14 protein-coding genes and 1 pseudogene are annotated in these 14,945 nt (G+C 65.0%); 13 read left to right on the forward strand and 2 right to left on the reverse strand.

All coding sequences use genetic code 11. The features are described from left to right. Positions 1 to 428 precede the first annotated feature (428 nt). From F6B93_RS04910 to F6B93_RS04960, 11 genes are all read left to right on the forward strand, one after another. Positions 429 to 995 carry a TetR/AcrR family transcriptional regulator gene (locus tag F6B93_RS04910; protein WP_246541005.1) on the forward strand — a complete coding sequence of 189 codons (567 nt, stop codon included), beginning with the start codon at positions 429 to 431 and terminating at the stop codon, positions 993 to 995. Between the two features lie 656 nt (positions 996 to 1,651). Next, positions 1,652 to 3,124: a type VII secretion protein EccB gene (gene eccB / locus F6B93_RS04915; RefSeq protein WP_211698086.1), complete on the forward strand. Its 1,473-nt coding sequence runs from the start codon at positions 1,652 to 1,654 to the stop codon at positions 3,122 to 3,124. Positions 3,125 to 3,211: 87 nt separating this feature from the next. Beyond that, positions 3,212 to 3,508 carry a PE family protein gene (locus F6B93_RS04920; protein ID WP_211698087.1) on the forward strand — a complete coding sequence of 99 codons (297 nt, stop codon included), beginning with the start codon at positions 3,212 to 3,214 and terminating at the stop codon, positions 3,506 to 3,508. A 58-nt stretch (positions 3,509 to 3,566) separates the two neighbouring features. After that, positions 3,567 to 4,676 (forward strand): PPE family protein, encoded by a 1,110-nt coding sequence (locus tag F6B93_RS04925; RefSeq protein ID WP_211698088.1) that lies wholly within the window; start codon positions 3,567 to 3,569, stop codon positions 4,674 to 4,676. An 88-nt stretch (positions 4,677 to 4,764) separates the two neighbouring features. After that, positions 4,765 to 5,067 (forward strand): WXG100 family type VII secretion target, encoded by a 303-nt coding sequence (locus tag F6B93_RS04930; RefSeq protein ID WP_211698089.1) that lies wholly within the window; start codon positions 4,765 to 4,767, stop codon positions 5,065 to 5,067. Positions 5,068 to 5,099: 32 nt separating this feature from the next. Beyond that, on the forward strand, positions 5,100 to 5,387 hold the full coding sequence (locus tag F6B93_RS04935; protein ID WP_211698090.1) for a WXG100 family type VII secretion target: 288 nt from the start codon (positions 5,100 to 5,102) through the stop codon (positions 5,385 to 5,387). Between the two features lie 42 nt (positions 5,388 to 5,429). Then, positions 5,430 to 5,714 (forward strand): hypothetical protein, encoded by a 285-nt coding sequence (locus tag F6B93_RS04940; RefSeq protein WP_211698091.1) that lies wholly within the window; start codon positions 5,430 to 5,432, stop codon positions 5,712 to 5,714. 54 nt (positions 5,715 to 5,768) lie between these two features. Next, positions 5,769 to 7,187, forward strand: coding sequence for an EspB family ESX-1 secretion system-associated protein (gene espB, locus F6B93_RS04945; protein WP_211698092.1), 1,419 nt, complete (start codon positions 5,769 to 5,771; stop codon positions 7,185 to 7,187). Positions 7,188 to 7,205: 18 nt separating this feature from the next. Next, positions 7,206 to 9,230: a WXG100-like domain-containing protein gene (locus tag F6B93_RS04950; RefSeq protein ID WP_211698093.1), complete on the forward strand. Its 2,025-nt coding sequence runs from the start codon at positions 7,206 to 7,208 to the stop codon at positions 9,228 to 9,230. A gap of 110 nt (positions 9,231 to 9,340) precedes the next feature. Beyond that, positions 9,341 to 9,994, forward strand: coding sequence for a hypothetical protein (locus tag F6B93_RS04955; protein WP_211698094.1), 654 nt, complete (start codon positions 9,341 to 9,343; stop codon positions 9,992 to 9,994). Positions 9,995 to 9,997: 3 nt separating this feature from the next. Further along, positions 9,998 to 11,572 carry a DNA polymerase Y family protein gene (locus F6B93_RS04960; RefSeq protein ID WP_211698095.1) on the forward strand — a complete coding sequence of 525 codons (1,575 nt, stop codon included), beginning with the start codon at positions 9,998 to 10,000 and terminating at the stop codon, positions 11,570 to 11,572. A gap of 1 nt (position 11,573) precedes the next feature. Here F6B93_RS04960 and F6B93_RS04965 read toward each other — a convergent pair whose 3' ends face one another. Further along, on the reverse strand, positions 11,574 to 12,539 hold the full coding sequence (locus F6B93_RS04965) for a nucleoside hydrolase (protein WP_211698096.1): 966 nt from the start codon (positions 12,537 to 12,539) through the stop codon (positions 11,574 to 11,576). 50 nt (positions 12,540 to 12,589) lie between these two features. On the opposite strand from F6B93_RS04965, the pseudogene F6B93_RS04970 reads away from it, so the two are divergent. Then, positions 12,590 to 13,199, forward strand: a pseudogene (locus F6B93_RS04970) (class I SAM-dependent methyltransferase). Between the two features lie 45 nt (positions 13,200 to 13,244). Here the strand turns inward: F6B93_RS04970 and F6B93_RS04975 are convergent. Then, positions 13,245 to 13,952: a histidine phosphatase family protein gene (locus tag F6B93_RS04975; RefSeq protein ID WP_211698097.1), complete on the reverse strand. Its 708-nt coding sequence runs from the start codon at positions 13,950 to 13,952 to the stop codon at positions 13,245 to 13,247. A gap of 94 nt (positions 13,953 to 14,046) precedes the next feature. Here F6B93_RS04975 and F6B93_RS04980 point away from each other — a divergent pair, with 94 nt between their 5' ends. Further along, a complete protein-coding gene (locus tag F6B93_RS04980; RefSeq protein WP_211698098.1) occupies positions 14,047 to 14,919 on the forward strand; it encodes a MaoC family dehydratase in 873 nt (290 codons plus the stop codon). Positions 14,920 to 14,945 lie beyond the last annotated feature (26 nt).

The following is a 14,945-nucleotide window of genomic DNA, read 5'->3' on the forward strand; positions in this document are numbered from 1 at the left end:
TGGCGAATTTCTGCGACGTCCGTGACGAATTCTGCCGGTCCGACTGATGAATAACCTGCTTAATAAATCGAGTTTCTTGGCAAATTTTTGTTTAAGCCCATTGAATGATCCGGCGGTTGGTGATATTTGTAGATCGACACAGGTCGCGAAACTGTGATTGCAATGATTTACGGAGGACGCGAGGGCATGATTGCAAAAGTTCCGTATGGCGTCCGATCGGTGGTTTGCACCCTAGACCTGTCGACTCCCGCGTTGGGCCGATGAGCATGTCGTCGCTGCGCAGAGCCAACGTATCCGTCAACTATCGAATCGCACCACAGCGGGTCGCGCCGGATCGCGCTGCTGGCGCATACCGCGAAGGACGCGGCATCACCTTGACCACCAACAAGCGCAGACGTCCCGGGCGACCGCCCGGTGGGAAGTCCAATATGCGTGAGCGCATTCTCGCGATCGCGCGGGAATTGTTTGCGCGCAACGGTATTAACCAGACATCGATGCGGGCAGTGGCGAGGACGGCGGGGGTCGATGCGGCGCTTGTCCATCACTACTTCGGAACCAAGCGGCAGCTCGTTGCGGCGGCGATTCATATTCCCATCGACCCAATGGAAATACTCGTCCCGATGCGCCAAGCTCCCATCGAAGAACTTGGACTGCGACTATCGTCGCTGTTGCTCGACATCTGGGATTCGGAACGCGGCGCCGCCTGGATCGCGACACTGCGGTCACTGATCGCTGCAGCCGATGTGAGCTTGACACGCTCCTTCCTTCAGGAAATGGTCGCCGCCGGGGTAGGTTCTCGGGTCGACAACCCGCCGGGGACGGCCGCCATCCGTGCCGAGTTCGTCGTGTCGCAAATGTTGGGTGTAGTCATGGCTCGCTACATCGTAAAAATCGAGCCTTTCGCGTCGTTACCGGCCGAACAGATCGCACAGACGATCGCGCCGAACCTGCAACGCTACTTCACCGCGGATCTGCCGGGTATTCATCCGCTGTGACTCGCGGGAAGAACGTGCGTGCGGGCTAGCCCGCTGAGACAGGCCGTGCTGTTGATATCGTGGCGCGCTCGTTGGTGACTCATTAGCCAACGCAGCGCGTAGCGGCGCGCAACTCGCGGTCTTCGTATCTGCGGCCAACCGTCAAAGTCTGACAAACGAGTCATTACCGCTTCGAGACAATTGCCTGCTGCCCAACCGGGCATGACGCTAATGATCGAGGACTTTCACGTGGTTAATTCTTGTCACGGGACTGGTGAATTACTCAGGTGCTAGCGGCGATTTTGGGAGCCGTGAGTGATGAATTTCCGCAGGCGCACGGCCGGAAAGAGGACGGGTAACACGTTGTACTCTATGCGATTTGGTGCGTGGACGCGCTGCCGATTTGGGCCGGCAAGGAATTCTTGCAACGCTCGTGATGAATTGTGCGCATGACGCTGGTCAATATTGTGCTGAATAAATCCGGATTGCCTTGTTGAACTCTTGGTAAACGCGTTGAAGAATGCGCCGATTAGTGCTAATCATGGGCACATGCACTCCGCAAAAACTGCGATTGCCATAGGTCGAGGCAGAATTGTCGTGCGGAGGTACTGGGCGTGACGCCGACGTTGGGCCAGCTCCAATCCTTCGACAGCCGCCCGAGTGGCATCGAGTAGCACATGGCGGGTACTCGGCTCACGACCAAGGTTCAGGTTAGCGGTTGGCGCTTTTTGCTGCGCCGGCTGGAGCACGCCATCGTGCTCCGGGACACCCGAATGTTCGACGATCCGCTGCAGTTCTACAGTCGGTCATTCACTCTTGGTGCGGTCGTCGCGATCCTGATCATGGCGGGCGCCGGGTTGCTGGCGTATTTCAAACCGCTGGGCAAACTTAGTGGCGACCGTCTACTGACCGAGGGCAGTCTGCTCAGCGACGACGCTACCCACCAGCTTTATGTGATCCTGTCCGGAAGGTTGTATCCCGTCTACAACCTGACGTCGGCTCGGTTGGTACTGGGCAAACCGGCCAACCCCGCAACCGTGAAATCCTCCGAGCTGGGCAAGCGGCCCATAGGCCAAACCATCGGAATCCCCGGCGCCCCCTATGCCACGCCGGTTTCGGCGGCGAACTCCTCGATCTGGACCCTGTGTGACACCGTCGCTCGGGCCGAGGCCGCTTCTCCGGTGGTGCGCACAGCGCTGCTGGCGGTTCCTTTGCAATTCGATCCGTCCGTCGATCCCCTGAAAGCCGACGAGGCGGTCCTGGTGTCCTACAAGAGCAGAACGTGGATTGTCAGGCCGCAAGGGCGACACGCCATAGATCTGACTGACCGAGCCCTCCGCTCGGCGATGGCGATACCCATGACCGCCAGGCCGACCCCGATCTCCGAGGGCATGTTCAACGCACTACCGGACCTGGGGTCCTGGCAGCTACCGCCGATACCAGGTGCTGGAGAACCCAATTCGCTGGGCCTTCCCCCGGGTCTGGTGGTCGGGTCGGTGTTCCAGAGCGAGACCTCCTATAGGTCGCAACACTTCGTCGTGCTCTCCGACGGCATCGCCCCGATCAACGCCGACACCGCCGAGGTGCTGCGCGACAAGGAATCTTATGGATTCGCAGAACCACCATGGATGTTGCCGAACCTCGTGGTCGATATCCCCCACACGGTGTATGACTCACCCCTGCCTGACGAACCACTCAAGATCGTCTCCGGGCCAGCAGATTCCACGTTGTGCTGGACGTGGACGTGGCAGTCGGGCAGCGGCGACGAGTCGCCGCAGACCGCCGTGATTTCCGGCCGGCATCTGCCGATACCGCCGTCAACAATGCGCCTGGGTGCCAAGCAGATCCATAACACAGCAACCGTTTTCATCGACGGCGGAAAGTTCGTGACCCTGCAGTCACCGGACCCCCGACACACCGAATTGATGTATTACATCGATCCACACGGCGTGCGCTACGGGGTGCCGAACGCGGAGGGGGCGAGAGCGCTGGGCCTGAACTCGCCCAATAATGCACCGTGGGAGATCATTCGTCTCCTTGTCGACGGTCCGGTGCTGGCGAGGAACTCCGCGATGCTCGAACACGACACGCTGCCCGCGGACCCGAGTCCGCGAAAAGTGCCCGTCGGAGCGTCTGGAGCCGCCAGGTGACGCCCAACAAGGTGCGCCCTGGCCACCGCCCGCAGCCAATGCCGGTCCTCGGCCGGCCGGTCAGCACAACAACAGGGAGGTACGCCGATGCGACAAATGTCATGCGACCCGGCCATTTACGGCATTGCCCTCGGAATAGTCGCCAACGCTGCCAGGGGCCGGGCGGCCTGCGCAACGGCATCAGGGTCGGTGACCGTGATAGCCCCAGCCGGTGCCGACGAGGTCTCCGTGCAATTCGCCAGTGTGTTCGCGTCGGAGGGAGCCCACATGTTGGCTTTGAACACAGCGGCGCAAGAAGAGCTCAGTCGGGCTGGCGAGGCGTTCGCCGAGATCGCCGGCATCTATTCAGTCGTCGACCACAGCTCCGCCGCCTCACTCGCTTAGCGGCCCGACCGACGAAACGGCCCAAGCAGCGCCCCGCAATCGAAAGGCTCCGATAGCCATGCTGTGGCACGCAATGCCGCCGGAGTTGAACACCGCCCGGTTGATGGCCGGAGAAGGCGCGGCGCCGGCGATTCAGGCCGCTTCGGGTTGGGAGGCCCTTTCGATCGCCCAAGAAACTCAGGCTGACGAGTTGGCAGCGAGCCTAGCTCTGCTCGGGCAAGCGTGGACCGGAACGGCCAGCGAACGCGCGCTAGCGGCTACCACGCCGATGGTGGTCTGGCTGCGCACCGCGGCAACATCGGCGCACACGCGCGCGCTGCAAGCAACCGCGCAGGCCGCGGCATACACACGCGCGCTGGCGATGACCCCTTCGCTGCTAGAGATCGCGACGAACCACATCACACACGCGGTCCTTACGGCCACGAACTTCCTCGGTATCAACACGGTACCGATTGGCGTCAACGAAGCGGACTACTTCATCCGCATGTGGAATCAGGCCGCCAGCGCCATGGACGTTTACCAGGCAGATACCGCCGCCAACACGGTTTTTGAGAAGGTCGGGCCAATGGAGGCGATCCTTGGTCCGGAGACGGGCCAGGCTGCCGCGTCCGCGGCGGGCCGACTCGCGGCGACCGCGTCGAACGCCTCCGCCTTGCCCGCTGGGGAGTTGACACTTCAGCAGTCCCCTGCGATGAGCGGCGCGCTGTTGAACCTGCTCCGGCCGTTGCAGCAAGTGACGTCGCTGTTCAGCCAGATAGGTGGCGCGAGTGGCCCGCCCGGCGCGAGTCCAGGCACCGAGCACGGAGCGCAGCTAGGCCTGCTCGGTGCCGGTGCCCTGTCCAACCATCCATTGACCGGCGGGTCGGGCCCACGCATCGGCGCGGGACTGCTGCGCGCAGACTCGCTACCTGGCTCAGGTGGATCCTCGGCGCGCACGCCGCTGATGGCGCAGCTGATCGGTCAGCACCACCAGCCGCCGGCGCCGGCCAGTCCCACCGGCGCCGGCCCCGGCTCATCTACGGCAGGTGGCGTTGCCCCGATGGGAAATCTCGGTCGCAGCGCACAATCCGGCGGTGGCTCAAAGCCAGGACTGGCGGCACCAGAGCCGCTTTCACCGGCGCAGGACGACTACGACGCAGTGGACTCCGAAGACGGTGACGACTGGTGAGCGCCCACACCGACAGACTTCCCGGCCACCTGGGCCGGAAGACTCGCCATCACGTGGCGAGGAACACGCAAAGAAAAGGTAGTCCGACATGGCAGTGATGAAGACCGATGCCGCGACCCTGGCCAGAGAAGCCCAAAGCTTCGACCGAATCGCCGGTGAGCTCAAGGCCTCCATTGGGCGGGTGGAGTCGACGGCAAGCGATTTGCAACCCGCATGGCATGGCCAGGCCGGTCTGGCCGCCCAGGCCGCGCTGCAACGTTTTCATGAAGCGGCCAACAAGCAAATACTGGAGCTCAACCAGATATCGACGAATATCTCGAGTGCCGGGATGAACTACAGCAGGGCCGATGACGACCAAAGCAGCTCGCTGGCATCGCAAATGAACTTCTAACCCAGTACCACTACCCGAAACGGAGCAACGACATGTCTGAAATGCACTACAACTTTGCCGCCATCGACGCTGGAGCATCCGCAATCCAGTCGGAAGTCCTCACCGCCCAAGGACTTCTCGATGATGGGAAACGATCACTCACCGCTCTCCAAGCGACGTGGGGCGGTAGCGGCTCAGAGTCCTACCAGGCCGTTCAGCAACGATGGGACAGCACCGCTGCCGAACTGAACGCCGCGCTGCAGAGTCTTTCGAAGGCGATCACCGAGTCCAGTCAGGCGATGCAGGGCACCGAACAGGCCGTCACCGGCATGTTCGCGTAGGTCGCCGATTCATCATGGAGAACACCAATCGAGGATCCAGCGATGCGTGACATGACCGTCGATTCCATCGAATTGGCGGCCGCAGGGGCAACGCTGCGTGAACTCATTTTTCCCGAGGCCCCGCCGCCAGTAATTTCCTTTGGATGGGATGACGCGTCGGAGGCGATCAACGAGGTCATCCCACCCATCTACGCGATGGTGACCGACGGGTTGCTCGCTGCCAAAGCCGCACTCACGACGATCGGATCCGACGTCGCCACCGCGGCCCAAGCCTATGCAGACACCGATAGGACGCTGGGCGGTCGACTCAGCGAGCAGCGATTCTAGGCAGCTGCGCACGCAGCGGAAAGCGTTGCCCCCGAATGAAAGAGACGATGCGATATGACCCAACCGCAGAATATGCGGTCGGCGAAAGAGGAATTGTTGGCCAGAGCCGCCGAGCTGGCGGCTGTGATCACAGAACCGTCCGACAACCCCGCGGCGCCGTGCGACCTTCCGATGATCATCGACGCGGCCGGCGAGATTGCGTTCTCCTACCACGCGATGCGGACGTACCTCGATGCCGGCAATCGGGTGCGCCAACAACTGGCCAAGGCCCTGAGGCAAGCGGCCAAGGCCTATAAGGCAACTGACGAGGCCGCTGCCGAAACCGTGAATGCCGGAGGTGACTCCGCGCCCGCGGCTACGCCGCCTCACCTGCTGGGTGCCGATGCTTCCGGGAACGGCGCCGGCACGGGCGCTGGCCCCCCTCGCGTCGGCCCCGTTGTCGGCTCTGGTGCACCGATCCCTCACTTCTACCCACTCAGGCAGGCCGCCGAGGAGATCGCCAGTCCCGACCAGGGCGTGGCGTTGAACAGCTTTGCCGACGGGTGGAGTGCGTACGAGCAAGAGTTGCTGGACTCAACCACGGCGTTCCGACCGTTTGTGCATTGGGAAGGCGCGGCGGCAACCGCTGTCGAGGCGAACTTCGAACGGCAGCGGCAGTGGGTGTACACGATGGCCCACCTCTGTAAACAGCTGGTTTCCCAGGCTCACGGCGTCACCTCGGCGCACAGCTGGGCTGTCTCGCAGCATCCCACGGTCGCTCAGATACATGAGCTCGACGTCGAGTGGGAAGATGTCGAGCGTCGCGGATTTGATCGACAGTATTTCGAAAAAGTGCTGCTGGTGAGATATGCGGCGCTGCAGAAGCAGTCGGAAGAGGTGCTGGGCGAATACGCCAAGAGGGCGGACTTGCCGTTGCCGCCATTGGATCCGCCGGAGCCGCCCCCCGCGTACAGCCCTACGCCCGCAGCGGCACCGGGGACCAATGCGGGCGGTCTTCCGGCGACGCCCAGGCTCCCGTTGACGGGCATTCCGTCCTTAGGCGGCATGCCGTCAACGCCGGCGCCGGGCACCGCGGCGACCACGGGCCTGCCCGGCGCCCCGGCGCCCACTCCGGCGTCCGTCGGGGGCGGCGGAATGGCGGGCGGAGCTGGCGGCAAAACGCTGCAGCCGGCGGTGGGGGCCGCTGAGCCGCGGACTACCGCGGGGGCGCGTGGTCTCACGAACCCGGATCGTGCGACGCCGGTCGCAAGGGGCGCGGCCGCAGGCCGCGGTGGCATGGGTATGGCCCCGATGGGCCATGGGGGACGCGGGGGAGGCGTGGGCGGCAACGGCAAGCGGGGACAGCCCGCCGACGAGGCGCTTTATACCGAGGACCGGCCGTGGACGCAGGCCGTCATCGGCGATCACGGTCCCGACGACGCGGACAGCAATGACGCGCCCAGGGCTGCGCATGGCGGTCCGGATGAGCCCTGATCGGGAGGTGAATAGGCAATGGGCATAATGCGGCCGCTTGGTCCCTACGCGGAGGAGATGCTCGAACCCGGGGGGTGGCCCGAGGTCGATGAGGACGAGTTGTTTGAACGCGCACAACAGTTCACCGAGGTACGAGCGCAGTTGGTCGACGTGCATTCGACGTGTCGGCAGCAGATGTCGCAGATCTTCGAAGGTGGTGTCTGGGCGGGCGGTGCCGCCGGCGCTGCCCACGCCAAGCTCCTCGACTACAGCCTTCGGTTGCAAGAACTGGTGACGGAGCTCGAGCAGCTGTCGGAATGGCACGACCAGATCGCCGCGTCGATCACGCAGACGAAGTTGGAGATCTACGACGCCGTGCTGGAGGCTCAAATTGAGATACAAGTCCTAGAGACCGACCCCGCGGAACTCCCCGCGATCGAAGGATTGGTGGCTGCGGTGAACGCAATGAACGTCATCCTGGTCACCGCTCTTGGCGAGGAGATTCAAGAAGGCTTGAGCTTGTTCCCGGAGGTCATGTTCGGCGAGATCACCCCGGATCAACCAGAGAGTTTGGTTGCCAGCCCCACCCCGAGCGACACGCCAGTCGCACCATCCCCAGCATCCTCGGAAGCCCTACCCGGCCGGATGCAACCGGTACCTGGAGAGCCAGCGCCGGCTCCGAGTGGGCCGCCGGCTGCCGCCCCGCGGCCAACGGAGTTGCCGCCACTTGCCGCCCCACAGCTGACTCCGGCAATGCACGCACCCCTGACGGCTCATCCTGCAGGCTCCACTCGGCCGGTGCCGCGCGACCCAGCCGCCGAGCCGCCCGCACCGGTGGGTCCGGTCGCGGCACCACCGCGGCCGTCGGCGGCCGGGCCAGGCAACGGCGAACCGCCAAGCGAGTTGGGGACCGGGTCGCCGAGCCATGGGCTCCCGCCCGGACGGAGTCCATTGCCACCCCAGGCTCCGGCCGCGCCAGCTGCCGCACCCGCCGCGGCGGCACGCTTATCCACCCCGCCGATGGCGTCGACGATGTCAATGGCGCCTGTCGCATCCGGCGGTGCCGCCGCTGGCCAGGGCGTAGGGTCGTCTGCTCCGATCGTACGGGCTGGCTCGGGCGGTCCGCCCGCCACGCCACCAGCGGGATCGGCCAGCAAGGCTCCGGGGCTCATGCGGCCCGATGCGGGCCCGAGTCTGGCCGCTCCGACCCCGTCGGCGAGTGCAGGTGTACTCACGTCGATCCCGGTCTCGGTGGCGCGCGCCGCCCGCGACGCCGTTGCCGTGGCCACGACCGCTCGTCGGACGGATGACCCTGATCCGCTGCGGCTGGCGCGGCGGATCGCGGCCGCTTTGAACGCTCCCGACAGTGGCGGCGTGGGCGATTTCGGGTTCTGGTGGGTCACCGCCGTGACCACCGACGACGCGATCGTGGTGGCCAACAGCTATGGGCTGGCCTACATTCCCGCCGGCGTGCAGCTGCCGAAGCCGGTTCGCATGGCCAGCGCCGACGAGGCCATCCCAGCCTCCGACCGGGCGCGCTGGGCGACCCACCCGGTGATCGCGGTGCAGGGCTGGGCGGACCATCGCAACACTTGGCTGCGCGCGGTGATCGCGACCGAGGAGCAGCTGGCCAATTCCGATCCCGGAGCGCCCAAAATGGTGCTCGAATCGGACGACATCCCGGCCACCGGCACAATGGGCGGCCGATCGCGCCTGGAGGTGGTGGCTCCTGAGGCGGCGGGCCAGCTGGCAGCGACCCCTGATGATCGTCTGATCGACCTGTTGCCGCCACCGCCGGTAGCCGTCGATCCGCCGGCGGATCAACGCCACACGTTGTGGTTCGAGGTTCTCAAACCGTTGACCAGCGACGCCGCGGGTCGCGACAGCGCACATCTGGGCGCGTTCCACCGCTACGCTGCCCACGCCCAGGAAGTCATCCTCGGGCAGGCGCATACCGCGGTCGATTTCGCCGCCCAACGCGCCGCCGTTGCCGAATGGCTGTACTGGCAGCACATCACCGGGCTGCTCGACGCCACCTCTGCCGGGGCCAAGGTTCCTGTTTGAACAAGATCACGGCGCTTGACGATTGTCGGAGGGCGGGTGTTTACTTGATTCGAACATATGTTCGAGTAAGTGGGATTCGAGTAAGTTGAAGATGTCGGTAGGAGACGGTCGTGGCTGTGGCTTTCGCCTCCGACCAGCGCCTTGAGAATCGTGATGAGCAGCTTGAATCATTACGACGGCAGATGGCTGGGATATCGGGGATATCCGGGAAGGCCTTCGCCCAATCGGATGGCCTGTTGGCGGATTCGGCCGGGCCGGAGTTGGTACCCCGGGGCGCGGTAGCGGTGCTGTCGGGTGCCCGGTCACTGCTGCTGAGGATGGTTGCCGCGGTAACCGCGGCCGGAGGCAACGTCGCTATCGTCGGCCAGCCGGATATCGGCTTGCTGGCCGCCGTGGAGTTGGGGGCGGATCTGAGTCGGCTGGCGGTGATACCGGATCCGGGCACCGATCCGGTGGAGGTGGCCGCGGTGCTCATCGACGGTATGGATCTGGTGGTGCTCGGTCTGGGTGGGCGCCGGGTGACGCGCACCCGGGCGCGGGCGGTGGTGGCCCGGGCTCGTCATAAGGGGTGCACCCTGCTGGTCATCGATGGCGACTGGCAGGGGGCGCCGAGGCGACTGCAGGCCCAGGTGTGCGGCTATGAGATCACGGCGGGCAATCGCGGCATACCCACGCCCGGATTCGGACGGATCAGTGCGGTGCGGCTACAGATCAGCGGGGTGGGTGCGGCGGGGCGAGCGATCGGTCGGGCTCGTACCGGGTGAGTTGTGGTGGTCTCTTCCCGAGTGCTGGCGATCTGGTGCATGGACTGGCCGGCGGTCGCAGCGGCCGCAGCCGCCGACCAACCCGCAACGGCTCCGGTTGCGGTCACTTTGGCAAACCGGGTGATTGCCTGCTCGGCGAGCGCGCGGGCCGCCGGAGTGCGACGGGGGCTGCGGCGCCGGGAGGCGGCGTCGCGTTGTCCGCAACTGCATATCGCAACCGCCGACGCTGACCGCGACGCCCGCTTCTTTGAAGCGGTGATCGTGGCGGTCGACGATCTGGTGCCCCGCGCCGAGGTGCTGCGGCCTGGGCTCCTGGTTTTGCCGGTGCGCGGGGCGGTGCGCTTTTTCGGGTCCGAGCAGCAGGTGGCCGAGCGGCTGATCGATGCGGTGGCCGCAGCTGGCGCCGAATGCCAAGTCGGGATCGCCGATCGGTTGTCCACCGCGGTCTTCGCTGCGCGCACGGGCCGGATTGTCGAGCCGGGAGGTGACGCACAGTTCCTGTCAGTGTTGTCTATCCGGCAGCTTGCCACTGAGCCGAGTTTGTCCGGTCCGCAGCGCGATGAGCTCACGGATCTGTTGTGGCGGATGGGGATCCGCACTATCGGGCAATTTGCAGCGCTGTCGGTTACCGACGTGGCTTCTCGGTTCGGTACCGACGCGGTGGTCGCGCATCGGTTTGCCCGCGGCGAACGGGAGCGGGGGCCGTCCGGGCGGGAGCTGGCGCCGGAACGTGATGCCGAACTGTACTGCGATCCGCCCATAGACCGGGTTGATGCGGCGGCATTCGCCGGGCGCTCGCTGGCCAGTACGTTGCATCAGACGCTGATGGCCGCCGGAGTGGGATGCACCCGGCTGGCGATTCACGCGATCACCGCCAATGGCGAAGAGCTGAGCCGGGTGTGGCGGTGTGCTGAGCCGTTGACCGAGGACGCCACCGCCGACCGGGTGCGCTGGCAACTGGACGGGTGGTTAAGTAACCGGTCCGCCCATGATGCCCCGACGGCAGCACTGACGCTCCTACGACTGCAGGCGATCGAGGTGGTGTCCGCCGAGGCGCTGCAATTGCCGTTGTGGGGCGGCTTGGGTTCCGGGGGTGAGGAGGACAGGCTTCGGGCGCATCGTGCTCTCGTGCGGGTGCAGGGCCTGCTCGGTCCGGAGGCGGTGCGGGTGCCGGTGCTCAGTGGCGGCCGCGGGCCGGCCGAACGCATCACATTTGCCCCGCTGGGTGACGAGCCGGTGCCGCAGGCCGACCCCGGTCAGCCGTGGCCGGGTCAACTGCCCGGGCCGTCGCCGGCGGTGCTGGTCGATGACCCGGTGGAATTGCTTGACGAGCAGGGAAATCCGGTAAGGGTGACCGCGCGGGGGATGTTTTCTGCCGATCCGGCGCGACTGATCTTCCGTGGCCGAGACGACCGGCTGCACTGGTGGTCTGTGCCGTGGCCGGTCGACGAGCGATGGTGGGATCCGGATCGGGCAGGCGGCCGCACCGCGCGGGCCCAGGTATTGCTGGAGGGCGACCGGGCGCTGCTGCTGTGCTACCGCCGGCGGCGGTGGTACCTCGAGGGGATCTACGAATAACTCACGCTGAGCGTGGGTTACCTATTCGTCGCGCCAACGCTGCGACTCGCTCAATGAACCGGTCGAAGAACGCTGCGGGGTCGACACCAATGCCAATGCGCACGTTGGGTTCTCGGCTACCTGACCAATCCGCGACTGTCGTGCCGCGGGTAGCTGGATCGCTCAACGTGACATCCACCGCAGCCGCTCGCGTCGATGCGAGCTGAGGATCAAGTGCGACCGCTGCGGCCAGCGGATCGTGCAGGTACGCCAGATACCCATATCCGCGGTCGCGGTGGACCTCGAAGTAGAACTGCATCGCATCCTCGATCACCCGGACCAGGGCAGACTCGCCCGCGGCCGACAACAGCCTGGCGAGGATGTCCGGCGTCATCACGACGTGACGGGTGAGGTCTAATCCGCACACGATCGGAAGTCGTTGTTGCCCAGCCCAGGCCGCGAACACCTCACTGGCTGCCTCGGGGTCCACCCTGATATTCCATTCAGCCGCCGGATCGGTGTCGCTGCCGAACTCGCCGCCCATGATCACCAGCCGGCGTAGCAGTGTCGGTAGCGCGGGTTCGGCCCGCAGCGCCAGCGCCAGGTTGGTCAATGGGCCGGTCGCCAGGCCGATCAGTTCCCCGCGGTGTCTGTGCGCCGCGCCTACCCAGGCAGCCACGGCATCGTAGCTGGTCAGCTGGCGCTCGGTGGGGGGCAGGTCGGCATAGCCTAAACCCTTGGGGCCGTGAACGTTACCGCGAGCTGGCCATCCGCCGCTTAACGGCCGGTCAGCGCCCTTGGACACCGGAATGTCGGTCGCCCGGCACAATTCGAGCAGGCCGAGGTTGTTCGCGCACACCTGATCCACCGAGATATTTCCGCCGGTCGATGCGATGCCGACAAGATCGGCGTCGGCACTGGCCAGCAGGTATATCAACGCCATCGCGTCGTCGATGCCGGTGTCGACGTCGGCAAACACGGGGTTCATCGCGGTCACGATACGCCGCGACTACGCTGTCGTAATGCCCGAGGACGGACCTGTCCGATGATTTCTTCCGGCTGTTTCTCGACCCCACCCAGCCGTACAGCTGCGCATACTTTCAACGCGACGACATGACGCTGGAAGAGGCGCAGATCGCCAAGATCGATCTGGCGCTGGGCAAGCTCGGATTGCAACCGGGCATGACACTGCTCGACGTCGGCTGCGGCTGGGGCGCCACCATGATGCGAGCGGTTGCAGGGTTGGGAGCAGTTCGAGCAAACGGGGGCGGCTGTCGACCGGATCGTCAGCATCGGCGCCTTCGAGCATTTCGGGCATGAGCGCTACGACGCGTTTTTCAGCCTGGCGCATCGCCTCCTGCCCGATGACGGGGTCATGCTGTTGCACACCATCACCGGGTTGCACCCGAAGGAAGTGCACGAACGCGGTTTGCCCATGTCGTTCACGTTCGCTCGATTCCTCAAATTCATTGTCACCGAAATCTTTCCGGGCGGACGCCTGCCCTCGATACCGATGGTGCACGAGGGTGCCAGCGCGCGTGGCTTTGCGGTTACCCGCGTCCAGTCGTTGCAGCCGCACCTGACGGGCTGCGCGGAGATGTTCCGCATCGGCTACATCGACGTCAACCAATTCACGTGCGAGAAGTGACTGTCTGGCCCTGGTGATCCGGCCCGAGTGATCAGCCCCCCGTGATCAGAAGTCGCGGATGCTGTCCCAGGTCACCAGCTTCCAGCCAGTAGTCGGATTGCCCGTGATCACTACCCGGCCGATATTGGGCAGCGGGTGGGTGGTCAGCAGGCTTTGCCTGGGATTTGTCACGTTCATCAGTGTCCAGACCATGATTGCTGTTCCTTGTGAGAACACGACCGGCTTGTTGTGGCCACTGTCGTAGATCTCGCGGACGGCCGCGCTGAAGTGGGAATTGAACTCGGTGCCGCTGATTGACCCCGGAATGGTGTTGCCGACATCGCCGACCAGCCAGTCCGCAGGGGCCAGCAAGTACGTCGAGTTGGCCATCGACTCGGGTTTGCCGTTGAACCAGCCGGCATCGATGGCTTGCAGGCCTTCGAGAATCTCGACTTGCTTGCCGAGTTCGCTGGCTAGGGGCCCTGCGGTTTGCTGCGCCGCTGCGATGGGGGAGGAATAGATGCTGTCGACGTCGTTGCGAGAAATATGACGCGCCACCTGGCGGGCTTGTCCTTTGCCTTCGGTGGTGAGGCCAGAACCGGGCATGTCGGTATCGATGATCCCGTCGGCATTGGCTTGGGTTTGCGCGTTCCGGATGAAGGTCAAGGTGATGCTGCGTGGCTGCGGCGTGCCACTGCAGGCGGCGACGACTAGTGTCGCGACGATCATGGCGAAGAATTTCGAGGCTTTCCACATCATGGTGCGCTTGGGCATGGCGATAGCCTGCCCTGCCGATGGGGTCGGTGTGAAGGGTTTGCGATGGTTGAGTGCAGAAAAGGCTTGATTTTTTTATCGAAAGGAGCCCCGCATGGCGATCGATCCTCATTCCATCGGAGCGGCCACCGAGCCGACGTTATTCGAATGGACCGAACGCGACACCCTGCTCTACGCGCTCGGTGTCGGCGCCGGCACCGAGGAGCTGGCGTTCACCACCGAGAACAGCCACGGCATCGACCAGCAGGTGTTGCCCACCTACGCGGTAATCTGTTGCCCGGCCTTCGGGGCTGCGGCGAAGATCGGCAAGTTCAACTGGGCCACGCTGTTGCACGGCTCACAGACCATCCGGTTGCATGCACCGTTGCCACCAACGGGACAGCTCTCGGTAGTCAGTGAGGTCGCCGATATTCAGGACAAAGGCGAGGGCAAGAACGCCATCGTGGTGCTGCGCGGCCGCGGCAGTGATCCGCAGACGGGTTCGCTGGTCGCCGAGACGCTCGCCACGCTCGTGCTGCGGGGCCAGGGCGGCTTCGGGGGAGCGCGGGGTGAGCGGCCGGGCGCACCGGAGATCCCCGACCGCGATCCCGACGCCCGAGTCGACTTGCCCACCCGTGAGGATCAGGCGCTCATCTATCGCCTGTCCGGTGACCGTAACCCGCTGCACAGTGACCCCTGGTTCGCTAAGGAGATGGCCGGTTTCCCCACGCCGATCCTGCACGGGCTGTGCACCTACGGGGTGGCGGGTCGCGCGCTGGTCGCTGAGCTTGGCAACGGGGTCGCTGCCAACATCACCTCGATTACGGCGCGCTTCACCAAGCCGGTGTTTCCCGGCGAGACACTGAGCACCCTCATCTGGCGTACCGAGCCGGGTCGGGCGGTGTACCGCACCGAGGTTGCCGCGGCCGACGGCACCGACGACCGAGTGGTGCTCGAAGACGGCGCCGTCGAATACGTGCAGACCTGACCGAGGCCCGGCCCCGATAGGCGTCG

It is taken from the genome of Mycobacterium spongiae, from assembly GCF_018278905.1.
GTDB lineage: Bacteria > Actinomycetota > Actinomycetes > Mycobacteriales > Mycobacteriaceae > Mycobacterium > Mycobacterium spongiae.

Excerpts from the sequence above, each read along its gene's own strand:
- F6B93_RS04965 (WP_211698096.1), bottom strand. The coding sequence starts at position 12,539 with ATGAACCCCGTGTTTGCCGACGTCGACACCGGCATCGACGACGCGATG.
- F6B93_RS04940 (WP_211698091.1), top strand. The coding sequence starts at position 5,430 with ATGCGTGACATGACCGTCGATTCCATCGAATTGGCGGCCGCAGGGGCA.
- espB (WP_211698092.1), top strand. The coding sequence starts at position 5,769 with ATGACCCAACCGCAGAATATGCGGTCGGCGAAAGAGGAATTGTTGGCC.
- F6B93_RS04910 (WP_246541005.1), top strand. The coding sequence starts at position 429 with ATGCGTGAGCGCATTCTCGCGATCGCGCGGGAATTGTTTGCGCGCAAC.
- F6B93_RS04920 (WP_211698087.1), top strand. The coding sequence starts at position 3,212 with ATGCGACAAATGTCATGCGACCCGGCCATTTACGGCATTGCCCTCGGA.
- F6B93_RS04950 (WP_211698093.1), top strand. The coding sequence starts at position 7,206 with ATGGGCATAATGCGGCCGCTTGGTCCCTACGCGGAGGAGATGCTCGAA.
- eccB (WP_211698086.1), top strand. The coding sequence starts at position 1,652 with ATGGCGGGTACTCGGCTCACGACCAAGGTTCAGGTTAGCGGTTGGCGC.
- F6B93_RS04925 (WP_211698088.1), top strand. The coding sequence starts at position 3,567 with ATGCTGTGGCACGCAATGCCGCCGGAGTTGAACACCGCCCGGTTGATG.
- F6B93_RS04930 (WP_211698089.1), top strand. The coding sequence starts at position 4,765 with ATGGCAGTGATGAAGACCGATGCCGCGACCCTGGCCAGAGAAGCCCAA.
- F6B93_RS04980 (WP_211698098.1), top strand. The coding sequence starts at position 14,047 with ATGGCGATCGATCCTCATTCCATCGGAGCGGCCACCGAGCCGACGTTA.
- F6B93_RS04975 (WP_211698097.1), bottom strand. The coding sequence starts at position 13,952 with ATGCCCAAGCGCACCATGATGTGGAAAGCCTCGAAATTCTTCGCCATG.
- F6B93_RS04935 (WP_211698090.1), top strand. The coding sequence starts at position 5,100 with ATGTCTGAAATGCACTACAACTTTGCCGCCATCGACGCTGGAGCATCC.